The 15574-nt window shown below is 73.0% G+C and carries 14 protein-coding genes; 8 read left to right on the plus strand and 6 right to left on the minus strand.

From position 1 onward, the window contains the following. Nucleotides 1–11: 11 nt before the first annotated feature. Nucleotides 12–353, minus strand: a complete 342-nt coding sequence (locus tag AB0G14_RS15700; RefSeq protein ID WP_357697775.1) for a hypothetical protein — start codon at nucleotides 351–353, stop codon at nucleotides 12–14. Further along, nucleotides 350–742, minus strand: a complete 393-nt coding sequence (locus AB0G14_RS15705) for a YbaB/EbfC family nucleoid-associated protein (protein ID WP_357697777.1) — start codon at nucleotides 740–742, stop codon at nucleotides 350–352. Before AB0G14_RS15705 ends, AB0G14_RS15700 begins: the two co-directional genes overlap by 4 nt. Nucleotides 743–895: 153 nt before the next feature. On the opposite strand from AB0G14_RS15705, the gene mycP (AB0G14_RS15710) reads away from it, so the two are divergent. Continuing rightward, a complete protein-coding gene (mycP, locus tag AB0G14_RS15710) occupies nucleotides 896–2191 on the plus strand; it encodes a type VII secretion-associated serine protease mycosin (protein ID WP_357697779.1) in 1296 nt (431 codons plus the stop codon). A gap of 156 nt (nucleotides 2192–2347) precedes the next feature. On the opposite strand, the gene AB0G14_RS15715 is transcribed toward mycP (AB0G14_RS15710), so the two are convergent. The 3 genes from AB0G14_RS15715 to eccB form a co-directional block, all read right to left on the minus strand. Beyond that, nucleotides 2348–2635 carry a WXG100 family type VII secretion target gene (locus AB0G14_RS15715; RefSeq protein WP_357697780.1) on the minus strand — a complete coding sequence of 96 codons (288 nt, stop codon included), beginning with the start codon at nucleotides 2633–2635 and terminating at the stop codon, nucleotides 2348–2350. A gap of 17 nt (nucleotides 2636–2652) precedes the next feature. Then, a complete protein-coding gene (locus tag AB0G14_RS15720; RefSeq protein WP_357697781.1) occupies nucleotides 2653–2982 on the minus strand; it encodes a WXG100 family type VII secretion target in 330 nt (109 codons plus the stop codon). 165 nt (nucleotides 2983–3147) lie between these two features. After that, nucleotides 3148–4575 (minus strand): type VII secretion protein EccB, encoded by a 1428-nt coding sequence (eccB, locus tag AB0G14_RS15725; RefSeq protein WP_357697783.1) that lies wholly within the window; start codon nucleotides 4573–4575, stop codon nucleotides 3148–3150. A gap of 140 nt (nucleotides 4576–4715) precedes the next feature. Here eccB and AB0G14_RS15730 point away from each other — a divergent pair, with 140 nt between their 5' ends. Next, on the plus strand, nucleotides 4716–5462 hold the full coding sequence (locus AB0G14_RS15730; RefSeq protein ID WP_357697785.1) for an SUKH-3 domain-containing protein: 747 nt from the start codon (nucleotides 4716–4718) through the stop codon (nucleotides 5460–5462). A 49-nt stretch (nucleotides 5463–5511) separates the two neighbouring features. Here the strand turns inward: AB0G14_RS15730 and eccD are convergent, their stop codons facing one another. Then, the gene (gene eccD, locus AB0G14_RS15735; RefSeq protein WP_357697896.1) at nucleotides 5512–6828 is read right to left on the minus strand and encodes a type VII secretion integral membrane protein EccD; all 1317 of its coding nucleotides are present in this window, start codon (nucleotides 6826–6828) and stop codon (nucleotides 5512–5514) included. On the opposite strand from eccD, the gene AB0G14_RS15740 reads away from it, so the two are divergent. From AB0G14_RS15740 to AB0G14_RS15765, 6 genes are all read left to right on the plus strand, one after another. Then, nucleotides 6766–6903, plus strand: a complete 138-nt coding sequence (locus AB0G14_RS15740; protein ID WP_357697900.1) for a hypothetical protein — start codon at nucleotides 6766–6768, stop codon at nucleotides 6901–6903. The genes eccD and AB0G14_RS15740 overlap by 63 nt on opposite strands. Nucleotides 6904–7041: 138 nt before the next feature. Then, nucleotides 7042–10998, plus strand: a complete 3957-nt coding sequence (gene eccCa / locus AB0G14_RS15745; RefSeq protein ID WP_357697787.1) for a type VII secretion protein EccCa — start codon at nucleotides 7042–7044, stop codon at nucleotides 10996–10998. Between the two features lie 108 nt (nucleotides 10999–11106). Then, nucleotides 11107–11724 carry a hypothetical protein gene (locus tag AB0G14_RS15750; RefSeq protein WP_357697789.1) on the plus strand — a complete coding sequence of 206 codons (618 nt, stop codon included), beginning with the start codon at nucleotides 11107–11109 and terminating at the stop codon, nucleotides 11722–11724. Between the two features lie 35 nt (nucleotides 11725–11759). Further along, nucleotides 11760–13529, plus strand: a complete 1770-nt coding sequence (locus AB0G14_RS15755) for a hypothetical protein (RefSeq protein ID WP_357697791.1) — start codon at nucleotides 11760–11762, stop codon at nucleotides 13527–13529. 100 nt (nucleotides 13530–13629) lie between these two features. Continuing rightward, complete coding sequence (mycP, locus tag AB0G14_RS15760) at nucleotides 13630–14985, plus strand: type VII secretion-associated serine protease mycosin (RefSeq protein ID WP_357697793.1); 1356 nt, start codon at nucleotides 13630–13632, stop codon at nucleotides 14983–14985. Nucleotides 14986–15000: 15 nt separating this feature from the next. Further along, nucleotides 15001–15513 (plus strand): hypothetical protein, encoded by a 513-nt coding sequence (locus AB0G14_RS15765; protein WP_357697795.1) that lies wholly within the window; start codon nucleotides 15001–15003, stop codon nucleotides 15511–15513. Nucleotides 15514–15574: the final 61 nt, after the last annotated feature.

Below are 15574 nucleotides of genomic sequence, written 5' to 3' on the forward strand. Positions count from 1 at the left end.
AGAGTGGGAGGTTACTTGTCCTCGCCGCCGAACCACTTGTCGACCATGTCGTCGACCTCGACGGTGCCGTCGACGGCGCTGGTCACGTCGGGACCCAGCACCTTGACCAGGTCGACGATGGTCTTGCCGCCGGTGAGGACGCTGGTGGCGGGGGCGTCCTTACCCTCCAGGTAGTGCTTGTTGAACTCCTTGCCCGGCTCGTCCGTGCCCCAGGGGGCCGAGGCGTTGAGCGAGGAGATGGTGGCCGCGTGCTGCGCCCAGCGGCTGGCCAGCGTCGAGCCGGCGACACCGAGCTGACGGCCGCCGTCCCGCGCGCCGTCGGGGTTGACGAAGGTCTCGTTCGGGTCACTCATCGGTCGTCCTCCCGTGGAAGTTCGCTGTCCAGCTGACGGAAGATGCCGTCCAGGTCGTGGTCCATGTACGCCTGGAACTGGCTGTCCGGCACGAAGGGCCGCAACAGCTCCTCGACGTCGGCCATCGCCTTCTCGGTTGCCCGCCGGATCGTGTCGGTGACCGTGGCGGAGAGTTCCTTCGAGTTCGGCCGCCGGTAGATGCGTGGGTCGAACTCCACCTTGACCACCTGGCCTCGGGGGCCCACGGTGACGGTGACGAATCCGTCGTCGGAGGTGACGGTGGCGTTCACGGCCTTGAGTCGTTGCTGGAGGTCACCCACGCCCGAACGCATCCGCTCGAACTGGGCCATCAGCTCGTCGGCCCGGGCGCGCAGCGCCTGCGTGTCCATGACGTCCTCCCCCTGCACGTCCATGCGCCGCCGCGATCCGACCGACGGCGTGACAGGTCGACCATACTGAACCGGCGCGACATCGGGTATCCGGTCCAGGTCCGAGCATCGCTACGATGCACCGACGCCGTGCAGACTGGAGGTGAGCGCGGAATGGCCCTCGGCCGTCGTACGTCCGCTGCTGCCCTGGTGGTGGCGCTGACGGGCACGACCATCCTCGGCACGCCGGCGCGGGCCGTGGCGGCCCCGGCGGTCTGTGACAACCCGAGCGATCCGGGGCAGGTCATCAGCGCGACCCCGTGGCACCAGCAGTGGCTCGCGCCGCAACGGGTGTGGCCGTTCAGCACGGGCGCGAGGGTGCGGGTGGCGGTCATCGACTCCGGCTCCGACGGCAACCACGCCCAGTTGAGCGGCCGGGTGGCCAAGGGCTTCGACGCGCTGCGCGGCACCGCCGGCGGCGACGTCGACTGCGTCTCGCACGGCACGGCGGTCGCCAGCCTCATCGCCGCCCGTCCGCAGGACGGCGTCGGCTTCCACGGCCTGGCCCCGGACGCCACGATCGTCCCGATCCGGGTCAGCGAACGGGCCGGCAACGAGGGCGGGGAGGACCAGGGCGGAAGCGTCTCCACGGCGGTCTTCGCGCAGGCCATCCGCCGGGCGGTCGACGATGGCGCGGACGTGGTGAACATGTCCGTGACGCTCTACCGCCCCGACCCCGCCGTCGAGAGCGCGATCCGCTACGCGCGGGAGAAGGACGTGGTGCTGATCGCCGCCGCCGGCAACCTGCACCAGGACGGCGAGCGTCCCGACCCGGTGCCCTATCCCGCCGCCTACGAGGGTGTGATCGGGGTCGGCGCGATCGACCAGCAGGGCGCGCGGGTGAAGCAGTCGCAGGTCGGGCCGTACGTCGATCTCGTGGCGCCCGGCGGCGCGGTGGTGGCGGCGACCCGTCTCTCCGGCCACGCGGTCTGGAGCGGCACCAGCTTCGCGGCCCCGCTGGTGAGCGCGACGGCCGCCCTGATCCGCTCCGCCGAGCCGGGCCTGTCGGCGGAGGAGGTCACCCGCCGGCTGGTCGCGACGGTGGACCCGGCGCGCGGGAATCCGGAGCAGGGCTACGGACAGGGCGTGCTGAACCCGTACCGGGCGGTCACCGAGCGGCTGACCAAGGGGGCTCCGGTGGCCCAGCCCCCGCTGCCCGACCCGTCGTACGACCCGGCGGCGCAGGAGCGCGCGCAGCGGTGGAGCGTCTTCGGCCGGGTGGCGCTCTGGGGCGGGCTGGTGGTGGCGGCCATCGCGCTCGCCATCGGCGCGGCGGCCTCGTTGCTGCCGCGCGGACGTCGCCTGCGGTGGCGGCCGACCCGGCCGGCGGCGCCGCCACCCCCGGTCCGGGAGGTCGACGAGCCCGAGGAGGCGTTCTTCCGGGTGCCCACCTCGCTGCCCCGCGGTTGAAGACAACCCCGAAGCCGGGCCTGCGTCGTCAGGGCACGCCCGAGGCCGGGCCTGCGTCGTCAAAGCGCGTCCGAGGCCGGGCCTGCGTCGTCAGACGATGGCGGGAACGACGATGGCCCGGCACGGGGCCGGGCCATCGACACTCAACGGTTGAGCTCAGTCGCCGAACTTCGCCCGGTTCGCGGCCTCGCGGGCCTGCATCTTGACCGCCGACTCGCGCAGCGCCTTCTCGATCCGGCCGAGCAGGTCACGCAGGTCGTTGGCGGCCGACTCCCAGTCGCTCTGCCGACGGAAGTACGCCTCGCGAGCGTCACCGTCCCAGGTCGCGAGCAGCGGCGCGATGCCGGACTTGAGCCCGTCGAGCTCGCCGGTCAGGTTTCTCATGGCACCACCGCAGCTGTCCGCCGCGGCGTTCAACGCACCGAAGTTGTAGCGAATCTCCATCTCGGAACCCCTCCCCGTCAGAGCTTGAGCGCGGCGGTGATCTGGCCGGCGGTGGCACCGGCAGAGTCCATCTCGGACCGGATCTCGTCGTCGCTGACGTCGTAGTCCTTACCGGCGGACCCGACGGCCTCGGCGATGGCCCGCAGTGCCACGTTCAACCGGGCCATGTCCTGGTCGAACCGCTCGCGAACCTGCTGGAACGAGCCCGCACCAGCACCCTTCCACTGGTCGTACAGCGGCGTGAGCTGGTCCATCAGCCCGTTCAGGTTGCTGGTGAGCCGGTCGGCGACGGCATCTACGTCACCCTCGGTCTTCACCATCAAGCCGGTGTCGGTACGCATCGTCATGGTGGAGTCACCCCCGTCCTCGTCGATCGCCCCGCGTCGCTGGGGGCAGCCATTGTTACGGCGCTCGTGCACCATTTCTCGTACGAACCGTAACGGGTCGCGTCCAGCCGACGCTAGGCCGGTCTGCATTCGAACCCGCAACGTGCGCCACTGTGGCAGGTGCGGTCACTCCGGGTCCAGCGCCCGTTTCGCACTCGCCGGGTCGAGCGCGGGGCCGGCCGGTAGCCGGACGACCAGACTCGCCGGCAGTTCGACGGGCCGCGCACCCTGGTAGCCGAGCATCCCCGGCACATCTTCGGAGGCCAACGGATACCGGTAACCCAGGTCGGTGACCAGATTCAGGGTGCCGGTCGGGGCGTCCGGCGACGGCATGGCGGCGACCAGCACGCCGTACCCGGGTTCGATGACCACCCGGTCGGCGAGCGGGATGCCGTCGCCGGTCTGCTCGCCGGTGCGTACCGGCTCCTTCACCGGCTGCACCTCGGCGTCCAACAGCAGGGTCGGCTCGTCCTGCCCCGGTTGGTAGCCGGCGCAGACGGCCGGCTGGTCGCCGGTCAGCCGGGCGACCTCGGGGCGTTGGTCGGGCGCGCGGTGACGCCCCTCCGCAGGGACCGACGCCTTGGGAGCGGCTGCGGCGGTGCCGGCCGCGAGCGGTACCGCCCGGGGCGTCGACCCGTCCGGATACGACCCCCGCGTCTCCGGGTCGGCCAGCAACACGTCGGCCTGCAGCGGAGTCAGCGGAGCCAGCCGCTCCCGGTCGGCGAGGTAGTACTGGCGGCTGCCGTTCTGACTCTCCACGACGAAGATCTGGCCGACCCGGGCATCCCGCAGCGCGTCCGACGGCTCACCCCGGCCGGCCACCGTCCGGGTGCCGATCGGCTCGCCGGCGGGCAACGCGTTGAGCCACGCCCCGCCCACCTCGACCACCGGCTCCGCGGTCATGATGAGCCCTTCGAGGACGATCTTCTGGTTGCGGATCTCGTACCGGTGGTCGTGCCAGATCAGGTGCAACCGGCTCGTCTTGGTGTCCCGGACCAACAGCGCGCTGTCGCCCATCTCACGTCCGCCGCTGGGGGCCCGGCCGACGGTGAGCACGGTGGTGGCCACGGTCCCACCGGCCTGGTTCCGGGCCGGTTGGGTGCAGAGCGTCCACGGCCCGGAGAGGATCCGCTTCGGGTCGGGCAGGGCGTCCGGTGCGTCCGGAATGCCGATCCGGGGGCCGCGCGGCGTGCCGACCAGCGAGTTCCGGGAGACGGAGACGGTGGGCACCGCCGACCCCATCGCCAACAGTGCGGACGAGTAGTTGACCACCGGGTGCAGCCGGCCCTCCCGGTAGACGTATCGGGTGCCGGTCTCCTTCTCGAGGACGACCGCCCCGCCCGCCTTCCACTTGGTGGCGCCACCGGGACGCAGCAGGCCGTAGACGCCCACTGCGGCGAGGCAGAGCACCGCGACCATGATGCCCGCGAAGCCGGCGCCACCGAGCCGCCGGAACGGCGCGGCCTCCGGATCAGGTTCGCGCGCCACGAGCGCGGACGTCATCCGCTGGACGAAGAACTGGTACGACTGGACCTGGTCCCGCCGCGACGGCATGGCATCCTCCCCTGGCGTACGGTCGGCACGGACGGAAGCGCCGGACCGCGGTGCCTACGATAGGCACCGCGCCGAACACGGTGGTGCCGGCACCCGGTCGCAGCCGGCGACCAGGACGACCACGGCCCGAGGGAGTTCCGATGATCAGTCGTGAGGAGGCGCTGGCCCGCGCCCGGCAATGGGCCGTCGCCGGCCACCCCGGACCGGCACCCGAGGTCGACCTGTACGAGTTCGATCTGGGCTTCATCGCCTCTCGCCGTGAACCCGAGCCGGAGGCAGCGAACGGGCCACCCCGGCCACCGGCGGCAACCGGACAACCCACAGCGGTCATCGACCGGGAGACCGGGGAGCTGTCCCAGTGGCCGTCGCTGCCCGCCCCGGCGATCGCGGAACGGTACGCGAAGCACCGCGCCGCCGAGGGTCGCTTCCCGCCGGACGTCCGCGAGGTGCTGGAGAAAGCCGGCTGGTTCCCCGGCCGCGACATGACCGCCGCCGTCGACCTGTGGCTGACCCGTTTCGCCGACGAACTGGCCGGGCTGGAGTTCTTCCCGGCGGCACGGGCCGCCCTGGTCGAATTCGGCGGCCTGCGCCTGCCCCAGTTCGGCGGGCACGGCGAGCCGGGAGGCGGCTTCGGGAGCGCCCTCCATCCCACCCGGGGCGGTGTGTTGGCGGAGGGCTCCGAGATCTTCGCCGAGGAGTACGGCAACCCGGTCTTCCCGCTCGGCAACAACGCCGACGGGCCCTCCGAACTCGTCATCGATGCTCAGGGGCGGGTCTTCCAGCTGCACTGGGCCGACGACTTCTTCCTCGGCCCGGACATCGACACCGCGATCGTCGCGCTCATCCGCGGCGGCAAGGCACCGGCGGTCAGCGACGTCACCCTGTGAGCCTTCGGCGCCCCGGACACCTCGACGGACCGATGGCTAGCGCCCGGCGTCAGCCGTTCAGCGCGCGCATGAACGCGTACAGGCCCAGGACGCTGCAGGCCACCGGCACCACGGCCAGTTGCAGCAGGATGTCGAGAAGGTCCCCGAGGCGGGCCAGTCGGGGCGACGGGGCACGCCGGCTGTAGGCGAGCCCGGCGCTGACCGAGAACCCGGCCGCGACCACCGCCACCGGCAGCACGGCCAGCACCCGCAGCACCGTTCCGGCGTCTGCCGCGCCGACCAGGGGCAGCAGGGCCAGCCCGACCAGGCCCACGGCGAGCAGCGGCACGCGGTGCCGGACGGTCGGCACCAGCCGGGCCCGCAGCAGGTGACCGAGTGCGACCACTCCGGTCAGCAGCAGGGCGGCGACCGAGCCGTGTGCGGTGAGCACGATCAGGCAGCCGACGGTGACCACGAACGAGCCGAAGATCATGCCGGTGAGCACCTCGTCGGCCCGGGCGGTGGCCTGATAGACCAACTCGCGCCGGGGTTGTGGCTCGTCGCGCAGCAGGTCCTCGGCGGTGCGGGGCAGCGCCGGCATCGGCATCTTGCCGAGCCGCACGGCGAGCAGCGGCATCGCCGGCAGCAGCAGGGTCACCGCGCTGACCACGATCGCCGCGCCCTGCGCCGCGTCCATCGAGCCGAGGGCGAAGAGGCCGCCGAGCATGCCCCAGAACCCGGCGAAGACCGCCGCCACGAAGACCCGGGTCGCGTCGCCCACACCGAGGAAGCCGAGCAGGCCGGTGAGGAGCAGGACGGCGGAACCGAGCAGCACGTGTGGCGCGCCGAGCGCCCAGACCGACTCTCCGGTGCCGATCACCAGGGTGCCGCCGACGAAGGCGTACGGCAGACCGGCGGCGGCGACCACGGCCCCGGCGAGGGAGTCGGCCATCGCCCGGGACAGCACGATCCCGACCAGCAGCAGCACCCCGGCGGTGCCGAGGGCGATCACGCCACCGAGCCAGCCGGGCTCGTCGGATGCGACGATGACGGCCAGGCCGAGCAGCAGCAGCGCACCGGCGACGATCAGACCGGTCAGCCGGGTCGCGAGCGGGTTCCAGGCCACACCACGCCGGCGGGCACCGTCCGCGACAGCCTCCATCAGATCGTCGTACGCCAGCTCGGGCCACTCGGTGCGGCGCGGCACCAGGTGCAGCGTCTCGCCGTCCCGGACGTTCTGCGCGGCGAGCGTACGGTTCAGGTCGACGGCGGTGCCGTCGGTGCGGCGCAGCATCCAGCCACCGTGTGCCGTCCCGTCCGACGGGTGCTCTTCCGCCTGCCGCAGCACGGCGGGGAGCAGCCCGACGAGCGGCAGATGCTCGGGCAGGGCGAGATCGAGCCGTCGGTTCGGGGCGACGACGGCGATGCGCACAAGTCCGGTTCCGGCCTGGGTGACCACTGATGACCCCTCGGGACGAGGAGCGGACCGGGTAGGGCCCGCGGCTGTCATGACGAGAAGAGGCTACCTACCATGTGCCGGTGGCGTGGGCGCCGGTTCGGTCCGATCGGGTCCGGGCGCGCCAGCGGGGAGGTCTGATAGGTGAGCACGGTCGTCGTGAAACGTCCGGCCCGGCAGCCGGAGCCGGAGTACCCGTCCGGCGAGGTCCTGCTGGAGGCGCCACCTGAGGTGCCCGCGCCCAGTGGACGCGCCTGGGGCCAGATGCTGATGCTGCTGCCGATGCTCGCCGGCTCGTTCGCCATGGCGCTGATGTTCGCCGGCCGGGGCGGCAGCACCCTCGGTTACGTCACCGGCGGACTCTTCGGCCTTTCCGCGATCGGCATGCTCGCCTCCCAGCTCACCAACAACTCCGGCGGCCCGAGCAAGCAGGAGATGCTGCAGAAGCGGCGCGAGTACATGACGCACCTGTCGCGGCAGCGCCGCCGGGTGCTCAAGACGATCCGCAAGCAGCAGGAAGCGGCGTTCTACCGGCACCCGGATCCGGACGCGCTCTGGTCCGTCCCGCTCGGGCCGCGGCTGTGGGAGCGCCGGCGCGGCGACGTGGACTTCGCCACCGTACGCATCGGTCTCGGTCCGCAGGAGCTGGCCACGCCGTTGGTCCCGCCGCCCGCGACGTCGCTCGAGAAGCTGGAGCCGATGTGCGCGCTGGCGCTGCGCCGATTCCTGACCACCTACGGCGAGGTGCCGGACCTGCCGGTGACGATGGCGCTCAACGGCTTCGCCCGGGTTCACCTGCGTGGCGACGACGATGCGGTGCGGGGGCTGGTCACGTCGGTGCTGGCCCAGGCCACCGCGTTCCACGCGCCGGACGACATGCTCGTCGCGGTCTGCGTGGCCGCCGACCGGCGGGCCGCGTGGGAGTGGACGAAGTGGCTGCCGCACGCGCTGCACCCGACCCGCACCGACGCGCTCGGTCAGCTCCGGCTGGTCGCACCCTCGGTCACCGGGCTCGAGGCGATGCTCGACGACGTGCTGGCGAGCCGACCGCGGTTCAACTCCTCCGGCGGTGCGCCTCAGGTGGGCGGGCCGCACGTCCTGGTCATCATCGACGGCGGCGACACCGCCGGATCGGACCACCTGATGACCGAGGGTGGCGTGGAGGGGGTCACCCTGCTCGACCTCTCCCACCCGGCGCCACGGGTGCTGGACCGGGCCCGGCTGGTGCTCGACGTGACCGCCGACCGGCGGCTGCACAGCACCACGGTGGACGGTTCGGCGGAGATCGGGCGGGCCGACGACTGCCGGATCGCGGAGATCGAGGCGCTCGCCATGCAGCTGGCCCCGCTGCGCCTCTCGGCCGCGTCCCGAGGGGGCGATGCCCCGCTCACCGCCGAGCTGGGTCTGGCCGAACTGCTCAACCTCGGCGACCCGTACGATTTCGAGGTCGATCGGGCCTGGCAGCCCCGGCCGAACCGGGACCGGCTGCGGGTGCCGATCGGTGTGGGCACCGACGGCGCTCCGGTCGAGCTGGACCTCAAGGAGTCCGCGCAGGACGGCATGGGCCCGCACGGCCTGCTGATCGGCGCCACCGGCTCCGGCAAGTCCGAGCTGCTGCGCACGCTGGTGCTGGCGCTCGCCGCCACGCACAACTCGGAGAGCCTGAACTTCGTCCTGGTCGACTTCAAGGGTGGCGCGACCTTCACCCGGCTGGACGCCCTGCCGCACACCAGCGCGGTGATCACCAACCTGGCCGACGAGCTGCCGCTGGTCGACCGGATGACCGACGCGATCAACGGTGAGCTGGTGCGCCGGCAGGAGCTGCTGCGCGCGGCCGGCAACTACGCCTCGCAACGCGACTACGAGAAGGCCCGGGCGGCGGGCGCCCCGTTGGCGCCGCTGCCGAGCCTGCTCATCATCTGCGACGAGTTCTCCGAGCTGCTCACCGCCAAGCCGGACTTCATCGACATGTTCGTGCAGATCGGCCGGGTCGGCCGGTCGCTCGGCGTGCATCTGCTGCTCGCCTCGCAGCGGCTGGAGGAGGGCCGGCTGCGCGGCCTGGACACCCACCTGTCGTACCGGATCGGTCTGCGGACGTTCTCGGCGATGGAGAGCCGGGTGGTGCTCGGCGCCACCGACGCGTACGAGCTGCCCCGTTCGCCGGGCCACGGCTACCTGCGCTTCGGCACCGAGCCACTGGTCCGCTTCAAGGCCGCGTACGTCTCCGGCACCTACCGCAGCAAGACGGCCGAGGCGGTCGCCGCCGGTGACGGCGAGGAGCGCGTGCGGGAGTACAGCACCGTCTACGTCGCGCCGCCGGTGACCCGTACGGTCCAGGAGACGACACCGGAGCCGGCCGACACGGGCGGCGACAGCGTGCTGGACATCCTGGTCGGCCGGCTCGCCGGCCGGGGTGCGCCGGCCCACCAGGTATGGCTGCCCCCGCTGGCGGAGCCGCCGACGCTGGACCAGCTGCTGCCGCCGCTGACCGCGGACCCGGCCCGGGGCGTGACGGTCGCGCACGCCGGCCTGGTGGGCGAGCTGCAGGTGGCCGTCGGCGTCGTCGACAAGCCGTTCGACCAGCGCCGGGACGTGCTCTGGTTCGACCTGGCCGGCGCGGCCGGCCACACGGTGGTCGTCGGCGGCCCGCAGAGCGGCAAGAGCACGCTGCTGCGTACGATCGTCGCCTCGCTGGCGCTGACCCACACCCCCCGGGAGGCTCAGGTCTACTGCCTCGACCTGGGTAGCAGCGCGCTCTCCTCGCTGCGCGACCTGCCGCACGTCGGCGCGGTCGCCACCCGGCTCGACGGCGGTCTGGTCCGCCGGACCGTCGCCGAGATGCAACTGCTGATGGGCGAGCGGGAGCGGCGGTTCGCCGAGCGGGGGATCGACTCGATGGCCGAGTACCGGCGGGCCCGCCGGCACGGCCAGCACACCGACGATCCGTTCGGCGACGTCTTCCTGGTCATCGACGGCTGGTCCACCATCCGCGCCGAGTTCGAGGACCTCGAGTCGACCATCAACGACATCGCCAACCGGGGTCTCTCCTTCGGCATCCACCTGGTCGTCACCGCCGGCCGCTGGATGGACCTGCGCCCTGCCGTGCGGGACGTCTTCGGCACCCGGCTGGAGCTCTGGCTGGCCGACGCGGGGGACTCCATCCTGGACCGTCGGGCCGCGATGAACGTGCCGGAGAAGTCGCCCGGCCGGGGCATCACCGCCGACGGGCAGCAGTTCCTCGCCGCCCTGCCCCGCACCGACGGCGCACAGGAAACGGACACCCTGCCCGAGGGGGCCCGCAAGCTGGTCAACGACCTGGCCGGCGCCTGGCAGGGGCCGGGCGCTCCGCCGATCCGGCTGCTTCCGCCGGTGGTCCCGTACAACAGCCTGCCGGCCACCGGACGGCCCGGGGTGCCGATCGGCATCGCCGAGGTGGACCTCCAGCCGGTGCACCTGGACTTCTCCGCCGACCCGCACTTCCTGCTCTTCGGCGACGGTGAGTCCGGCAAGAGCACGTTCCTGCGGGCGCTGGCGCAGACCATCGTCGACCGCAACGAGCTGACCGAGGCCCGGCTGGTCATCGTCGACTACCGCCGCAGCATGCTCGGCGACATCAACACCCCGCACCTGATCGGGTACGGCTCGTCGGCCCAGCTCACCGAGGGCATCATCGCCGAGGTCGCAGGGGTGATGCGGGACCGGCTGCCACCCAACGACGTGACGCCGGACCAACTGCGCGCCCGCAGTTGGTGGAAGGGGCCGGACCTGTACGTCCTGGTCGACGACTACGACCTGGTGGCGGGCGCGGGCAGCAACCCGCTGACCCCGCTGCTGGAGTTCCTGCCGCAGGCCCGGGACATCGGTCTGCACCTGGTCATCGCCCGCCGCACCGGCGGCGCGAGCCGGGCGCTGTACGAGCCGGTGCTGATGCGGCTGCGGGAGATCAGCACGCCGGGCATCGTGATGTCCGGCAACCGGGACGAGGGTGTGCTGCTCGGCACCGTCCGCCCCGGGCCGCTGCCGCCGGGCCGAGGCTGGCTGGTCACGCGGCGGGAGGGCACCCGCCTCGTGCAGTTGGTGAACCTGCCGCCACGGACGTGAGCACCACGCGGGGTTGCCCGATGAGGCTATCGTCCACCAGAGTGGAAGTATGGGGTCGCGGCTGGGGGCACAGCCGCGCCGCTGGCGTGTGAGCGAACGGGGAGGCAGATGGGCGACGAGTGGCTCGTCGACGAGAACATCGACGTCGACATCCAGCAGCTGAAGGACTTCGCGAAGGCCATCCAGGACGAGCTGGACACCAATTTCCGGCCCAGCTTCGAGAACGGCGTACGCCCCATGCTCACCGTGCAGGCGCCGTTCGGCGGAGGTGGGCTCAAGGAGGGCAAGTTCTTCCGGGGCCGGCACGACGAGAGCCGCTCGGCGGTGGCGCACATGCTCGGCGACGCGATGAAGGGCCTGATCTCGCTCAGCACGGCCGCGATGTCGATCTCCGCCGAGTACCTCACCGGGGACGCGCTGGCCCAGGCCACCAACGACGACGTCTACAACGCCTTCTCGGGTGTCGACGGGCAGAAGACGCTCAACGACTACTGGCAGCAGGGCGGGAACGAGCAAACCGACCCGGCCAACGCGGTCCCGCCGGAAGCCACGGACCCGGCGACCTACTACGGCCCGGACGTCTGCACTGTGGACGACGACTCGGAGGAGACGCCGGACGTGGACAAGCCGGAGACCATCGGCGAGGGCTCCGGCTCCTACCGGGTCCAGGGTGACAACGAGCAGATGTACGGCGACGAGGTGGCACGCCCGGACGTGCGGTCCTGACGGTGGGCAGGGGACGGGAACGCTGAGGAGCGGGGATGAGTGACAACTACTACGGATGGACGCCGACGTACATCCCGGGTTACGCCGGCGTCGTCGACGACTACGCCGCCGAGCGGTCTGCCCAGGCCGCACCCTACGAACCCACGGCGTGGGACGGGGTCACCGTCGAGGAGATGTGGGAGTACGCCCGCAAGGAGAGCGACGAGCGCACCGTCGCCCTCGCCGAAACCTGGCGGCGCGCCAGCAGCCTGCTGCAGACCACGCGGGAGAACCTCAAGCGGCACGCCGACGCGCTGGACGCCAAGTGGCGGTCGCCGGCGGGCCGGGTCTTCATGGGCAAGGTGGGCGCGGCCCTCTACTCGCTGGACGAGTGGAAGGATGTCGCCGACAAGACGGCCAGCGGTCTGGAGCAGATCGCCGGCAAGATCGCGCAGACCCAGCGGGACATGCGCGAGCTCTGGCTGGAGTACAAGGCCGAGCAGGAGCACCAGGCCAACAAGCGCAAGGACGACGAGGGCGTCCAGGTAAGCGACCTCTTCGGGATCAACAACGCCAAGTCGTACGAGGACGTGCAGAAGGAATTCCACGAGCGGGCGAAGAACATCGTCAAGCCGCTCGCGGACCTCTACATCGACGTCTACATCTCGAACATCTCGCGCGGCGGCATGTACAAGGGGCCGACGAACGCGGTCGTGCACACCCCCTCGCTGGCCCCGCGGCCCACTCGGCCCGGCGCACCGGCCGGGCCGAAGCCGGTCGCCCCGACCATGTCCGGCGACCGGCCGACCCGGCCGGACATGCCCAACCGGCCCGACACGACCACCACGCCCACCGCCACGCCGCCGCCGCCCGGCCTGCCCGACGACGTCAGGCTCGCCGGCACCGTGACCGTGCCTCCCGCGCCGCCCGGGCCCCCGCCCGCCGCGCCGCCGGTCACCGGCACGCCGGCGACCCCGCCCCCGCCCCCGCCCACCCCGGTGCTGCCGGTGACCGGCGGCCAGGGCAACCTGCGTCCGAACGCGCCGAACACCAGCCGGCCGGGCACCCCGCGCACCACCCTGCCGGGTGCCGGGGCACCCACCCCGGGCACCCGCAGCTCGGCGCCGAACCGGCCCACCCTGCCGGGCACCGGCAACCCCGGCCCCGGCGGGAACCCGGCGAATCGCGGCGCCGCGCCGAACCGACCCACCCTGCCCGGCAACACCGGCACCGGCCGGCCGGGTGGCCCCCGCTCCGGCGCGCCGGGCCTCGGCACTCGGCCGACCGGTCCGGCGACCCCGCCGTCCAGCCCGCGTCTGCCGGGCAGCACCGCCGGCCCCAAGCGCGCGGGGAGCACTCCGGCCCGGCCGGCGTCGCCGCCGCCGAGCCTCGGCGGCCAGCGCGGCACCGGCCCGGCCACGCCCGCCACGTCCGGCCCGCGCGCCGGGTCCCCGACCACCGGCCGTCCCGGCACACCGCCGAGTGCCGGTCGCCCGGCCACGCCGAGCACCGGCGGCACCCGTGCCGGTGGTTTGCTCACCCCTGGCACGGGTGCCCGTCCGGATCTCACGGGCCGTGGCGCGGGGGGCGCGGCGCGTCCGGCCCCCACCACCGGGCCGGCGCCGTCGCTGGGTGGACGCCGGGGAGGCCCGGCCGTCCCAGGCTCCCGCAGCGTCGCACACCGGGCTGAGGACGAGCCGGAGACCTGGGAGTACGGCGAGGGCGACGACGAGCTCTGGGCCACCGAGTCGGCCGCGGCCGGCGCCATCGAGGCGCCGGTGGAGCACCGACCGCGGCAGCAGGGCAAGGCGCTCGGTCAGGGCTGACACACGGGCGGGCCGGTCACCACACCATGGGTGGCCGGCCCGTACCATGCGGTGACCGTGCATCGGCCGATCGACGGCCCACAGAGGAAGGTACGCACAGATGCTCCTCGCCCCCCGCCCGGCGGCCACGCTGGCCACGGCCGCGCTGAGCGTCCTGGCGGCCCTGGCCCTGGCGGGCACGCCGGCCCAGGCCGCCGACAGCCGCAAGGACGCCTGGCACCTCGACGCCCTCGAACTGACCGAGCTGCACAAGGTCAGCCAGGGTGAGGGCATCACGGTCGCGGTCGTCGACACCGGAGTGGACGCCCGGCACCCGGACCTGAGGAACAACGTGCTCCCCGGCGTGGATCTCTACGACGACCGGAGCAAGGGGCACCAGGACCGGCAGGGGCACGGCACCGCGATGGCGTCCCTGATCGCCGGGCACGGGCACGGCCCGGGCGGCCGCGAGGGCGTGCTCGGCGTCGCCCCGAAGGCCAAGCTCCTGCCGGTGACCGTGCAGGGTGCCGAGGGCAAGGCGATCATCGCGCCGGACGCGCTCGCGGCCGGGATCGACTGGGCGGTGGACCACGGCGCCGACGTCGTCAACGTCTCCCTGGGCAGCTCGACCGACGCCGATCTGGACCGGGCGGTGAAACGGGCGTACCAGAAGAACGTGATCGTCGTCGCCGCTGTCGGCAACAAGCAGGACGCGATCATCGGTAGCCCGGCCCGGCACCCCGGCGCGCTCGCGGTGACCGGCACCGACCGCAACGGTCGCCCCAGCCGAATCGCCGCCATCCCCGCCGAGGAGACCGACCTCGCCGCACCCGGCGACGACCTGTTCGCCGCGCTGCCCGACGGGCAGTACACGATGAGCACCGGGAGCAGCGGCTCTGCCGCGCTCGTCTCCGGCGCGGTCGCCCTGGTGAAGTCGAAGTACCCGAACCTCAACTCGCACGACCTGTTCAAGCGGATGCTGGAGACCACGCGGGACGCCGGCAAACCGGGTAAGGACCTCGACTACGGCTACGGCCAGCTCGACCTGCGCCGGGCGTTGACCGGCGAGCCGGACAACCGCTTGAGCCGCACACAGGCACCTCGGGAGCCCACGCTCGACCCGACGCTGGCCCGTGCGCGCGCGGAGAACTCAGGGACATCGAACAAGACCGTCGAATTCGTGGTCTCGTTGGCGGTCGTGCTCCTCTTCCTCGGCCTCGTGGTGACGGTGGTGCTGCTGGTGTGGCGACGCCTCCGTCGGAGGACCGCGGCATCCTCGGAGGAGGTCCGCACCGCGGTCGCCAGTCCCGCCGAGAGCGGAACCCCGTACCCGCCGGCACCGCGCGAGCCGTACCCGCCGGTGGCGGGAACGCATCCGGCCGGGCCGGGCGTGCCGCCGTCGGGCCCGGCGGGCGGGCAGCCGGCCCACCCCACCGACCCGACGGGCGACGCCGGCTGGCGCCGGCCGGGCACCTGACGGACAGGAGGCGAGATGTCGGCCCAGTTCCCCGGTGCCGTACCCCCGCCACCGCCCGGCGCCGCACCCCCGCATGCCGGACCGTCCGGTGCGCCGGTGCCGCCCACGGCCGCCCCGCGGCCGATCACGGTGGTCGCGGCGATCCTCCTGATGGTGCCCACGGCCCTCACCTGGCTCGTCGCGGGCGTCGCCTTCTTCGTGGCGATGGCGAGGAGCGACGGAGACGGCAAGACCTTCCTGATCGTCATCGCCGTGCTGATCCTCGCGCTCTGCCTGCTGCTGGTGGCCATGACGGTGGGTGGGATGGTCCTCGCCTGGCGCCGGGCGGGCGCCGCGGGGCTGCGGACGCCGGCCACGTTCACCTTCGGGCTCTTCGTCGTCGCCCTGGTCGGCCTGCTCGTGCAGGGCAAGCTCAGCTTCCAACCGACGATGGTCACGCCGCTGGTCGTGGGCGGGCTCGCCGGGGTGGCACTCGCCCTGCTCAAGAGCCGGTCGGCCAGGGACTGGTTCGGCGGCGACCGACGCTGACGCGCGCTGCCGGCGCAGCCCCGGCCGTCCCGGGCTGCGGCTGCGCCAGGGCCACGAGCCG

The sequence above is a fragment of the Micromonospora sp. NPDC023814 genome, assembly GCF_040639595.1.
In the GTDB taxonomy this organism is placed as follows: Bacteria; Actinomycetota; Actinomycetes; order Mycobacteriales; family Micromonosporaceae; genus Micromonospora.

Coding starts and splice junctions, on each gene's coding strand:
- AB0G14_RS15700 (WP_357697775.1), bottom strand. CDS start 353: ATGAGTGACCCGAACGAGACCTTCGTCAACCCCGACGGCGCGCGGGAC.
- AB0G14_RS15705 (WP_357697777.1), bottom strand. CDS start 742: ATGGACACGCAGGCGCTGCGCGCCCGGGCCGACGAGCTGATGGCCCAG.
- mycP (WP_357697779.1), top strand. CDS start 896: ATGGCCCTCGGCCGTCGTACGTCCGCTGCTGCCCTGGTGGTGGCGCTG.
- AB0G14_RS15715 (WP_357697780.1), bottom strand. CDS start 2,635: ATGGAGATTCGCTACAACTTCGGTGCGTTGAACGCCGCGGCGGACAGC.
- AB0G14_RS15720 (WP_357697781.1), bottom strand. CDS start 2,982: ATGACGATGCGTACCGACACCGGCTTGATGGTGAAGACCGAGGGTGAC.
- eccB (WP_357697783.1), bottom strand. CDS start 4,575: ATGCCGTCGCGGCGGGACCAGGTCCAGTCGTACCAGTTCTTCGTCCAG.
- AB0G14_RS15730 (WP_357697785.1), top strand. CDS start 4,716: ATGATCAGTCGTGAGGAGGCGCTGGCCCGCGCCCGGCAATGGGCCGTC.
- AB0G14_RS15750 (WP_357697789.1), top strand. CDS start 11,107: ATGGGCGACGAGTGGCTCGTCGACGAGAACATCGACGTCGACATCCAG.
- AB0G14_RS15755 (WP_357697791.1), top strand. CDS start 11,760: ATGAGTGACAACTACTACGGATGGACGCCGACGTACATCCCGGGTTAC.
- mycP (WP_357697793.1), top strand. CDS start 13,630: ATGCTCCTCGCCCCCCGCCCGGCGGCCACGCTGGCCACGGCCGCGCTG.
- AB0G14_RS15765 (WP_357697795.1), top strand. CDS start 15,001: ATGTCGGCCCAGTTCCCCGGTGCCGTACCCCCGCCACCGCCCGGCGCC.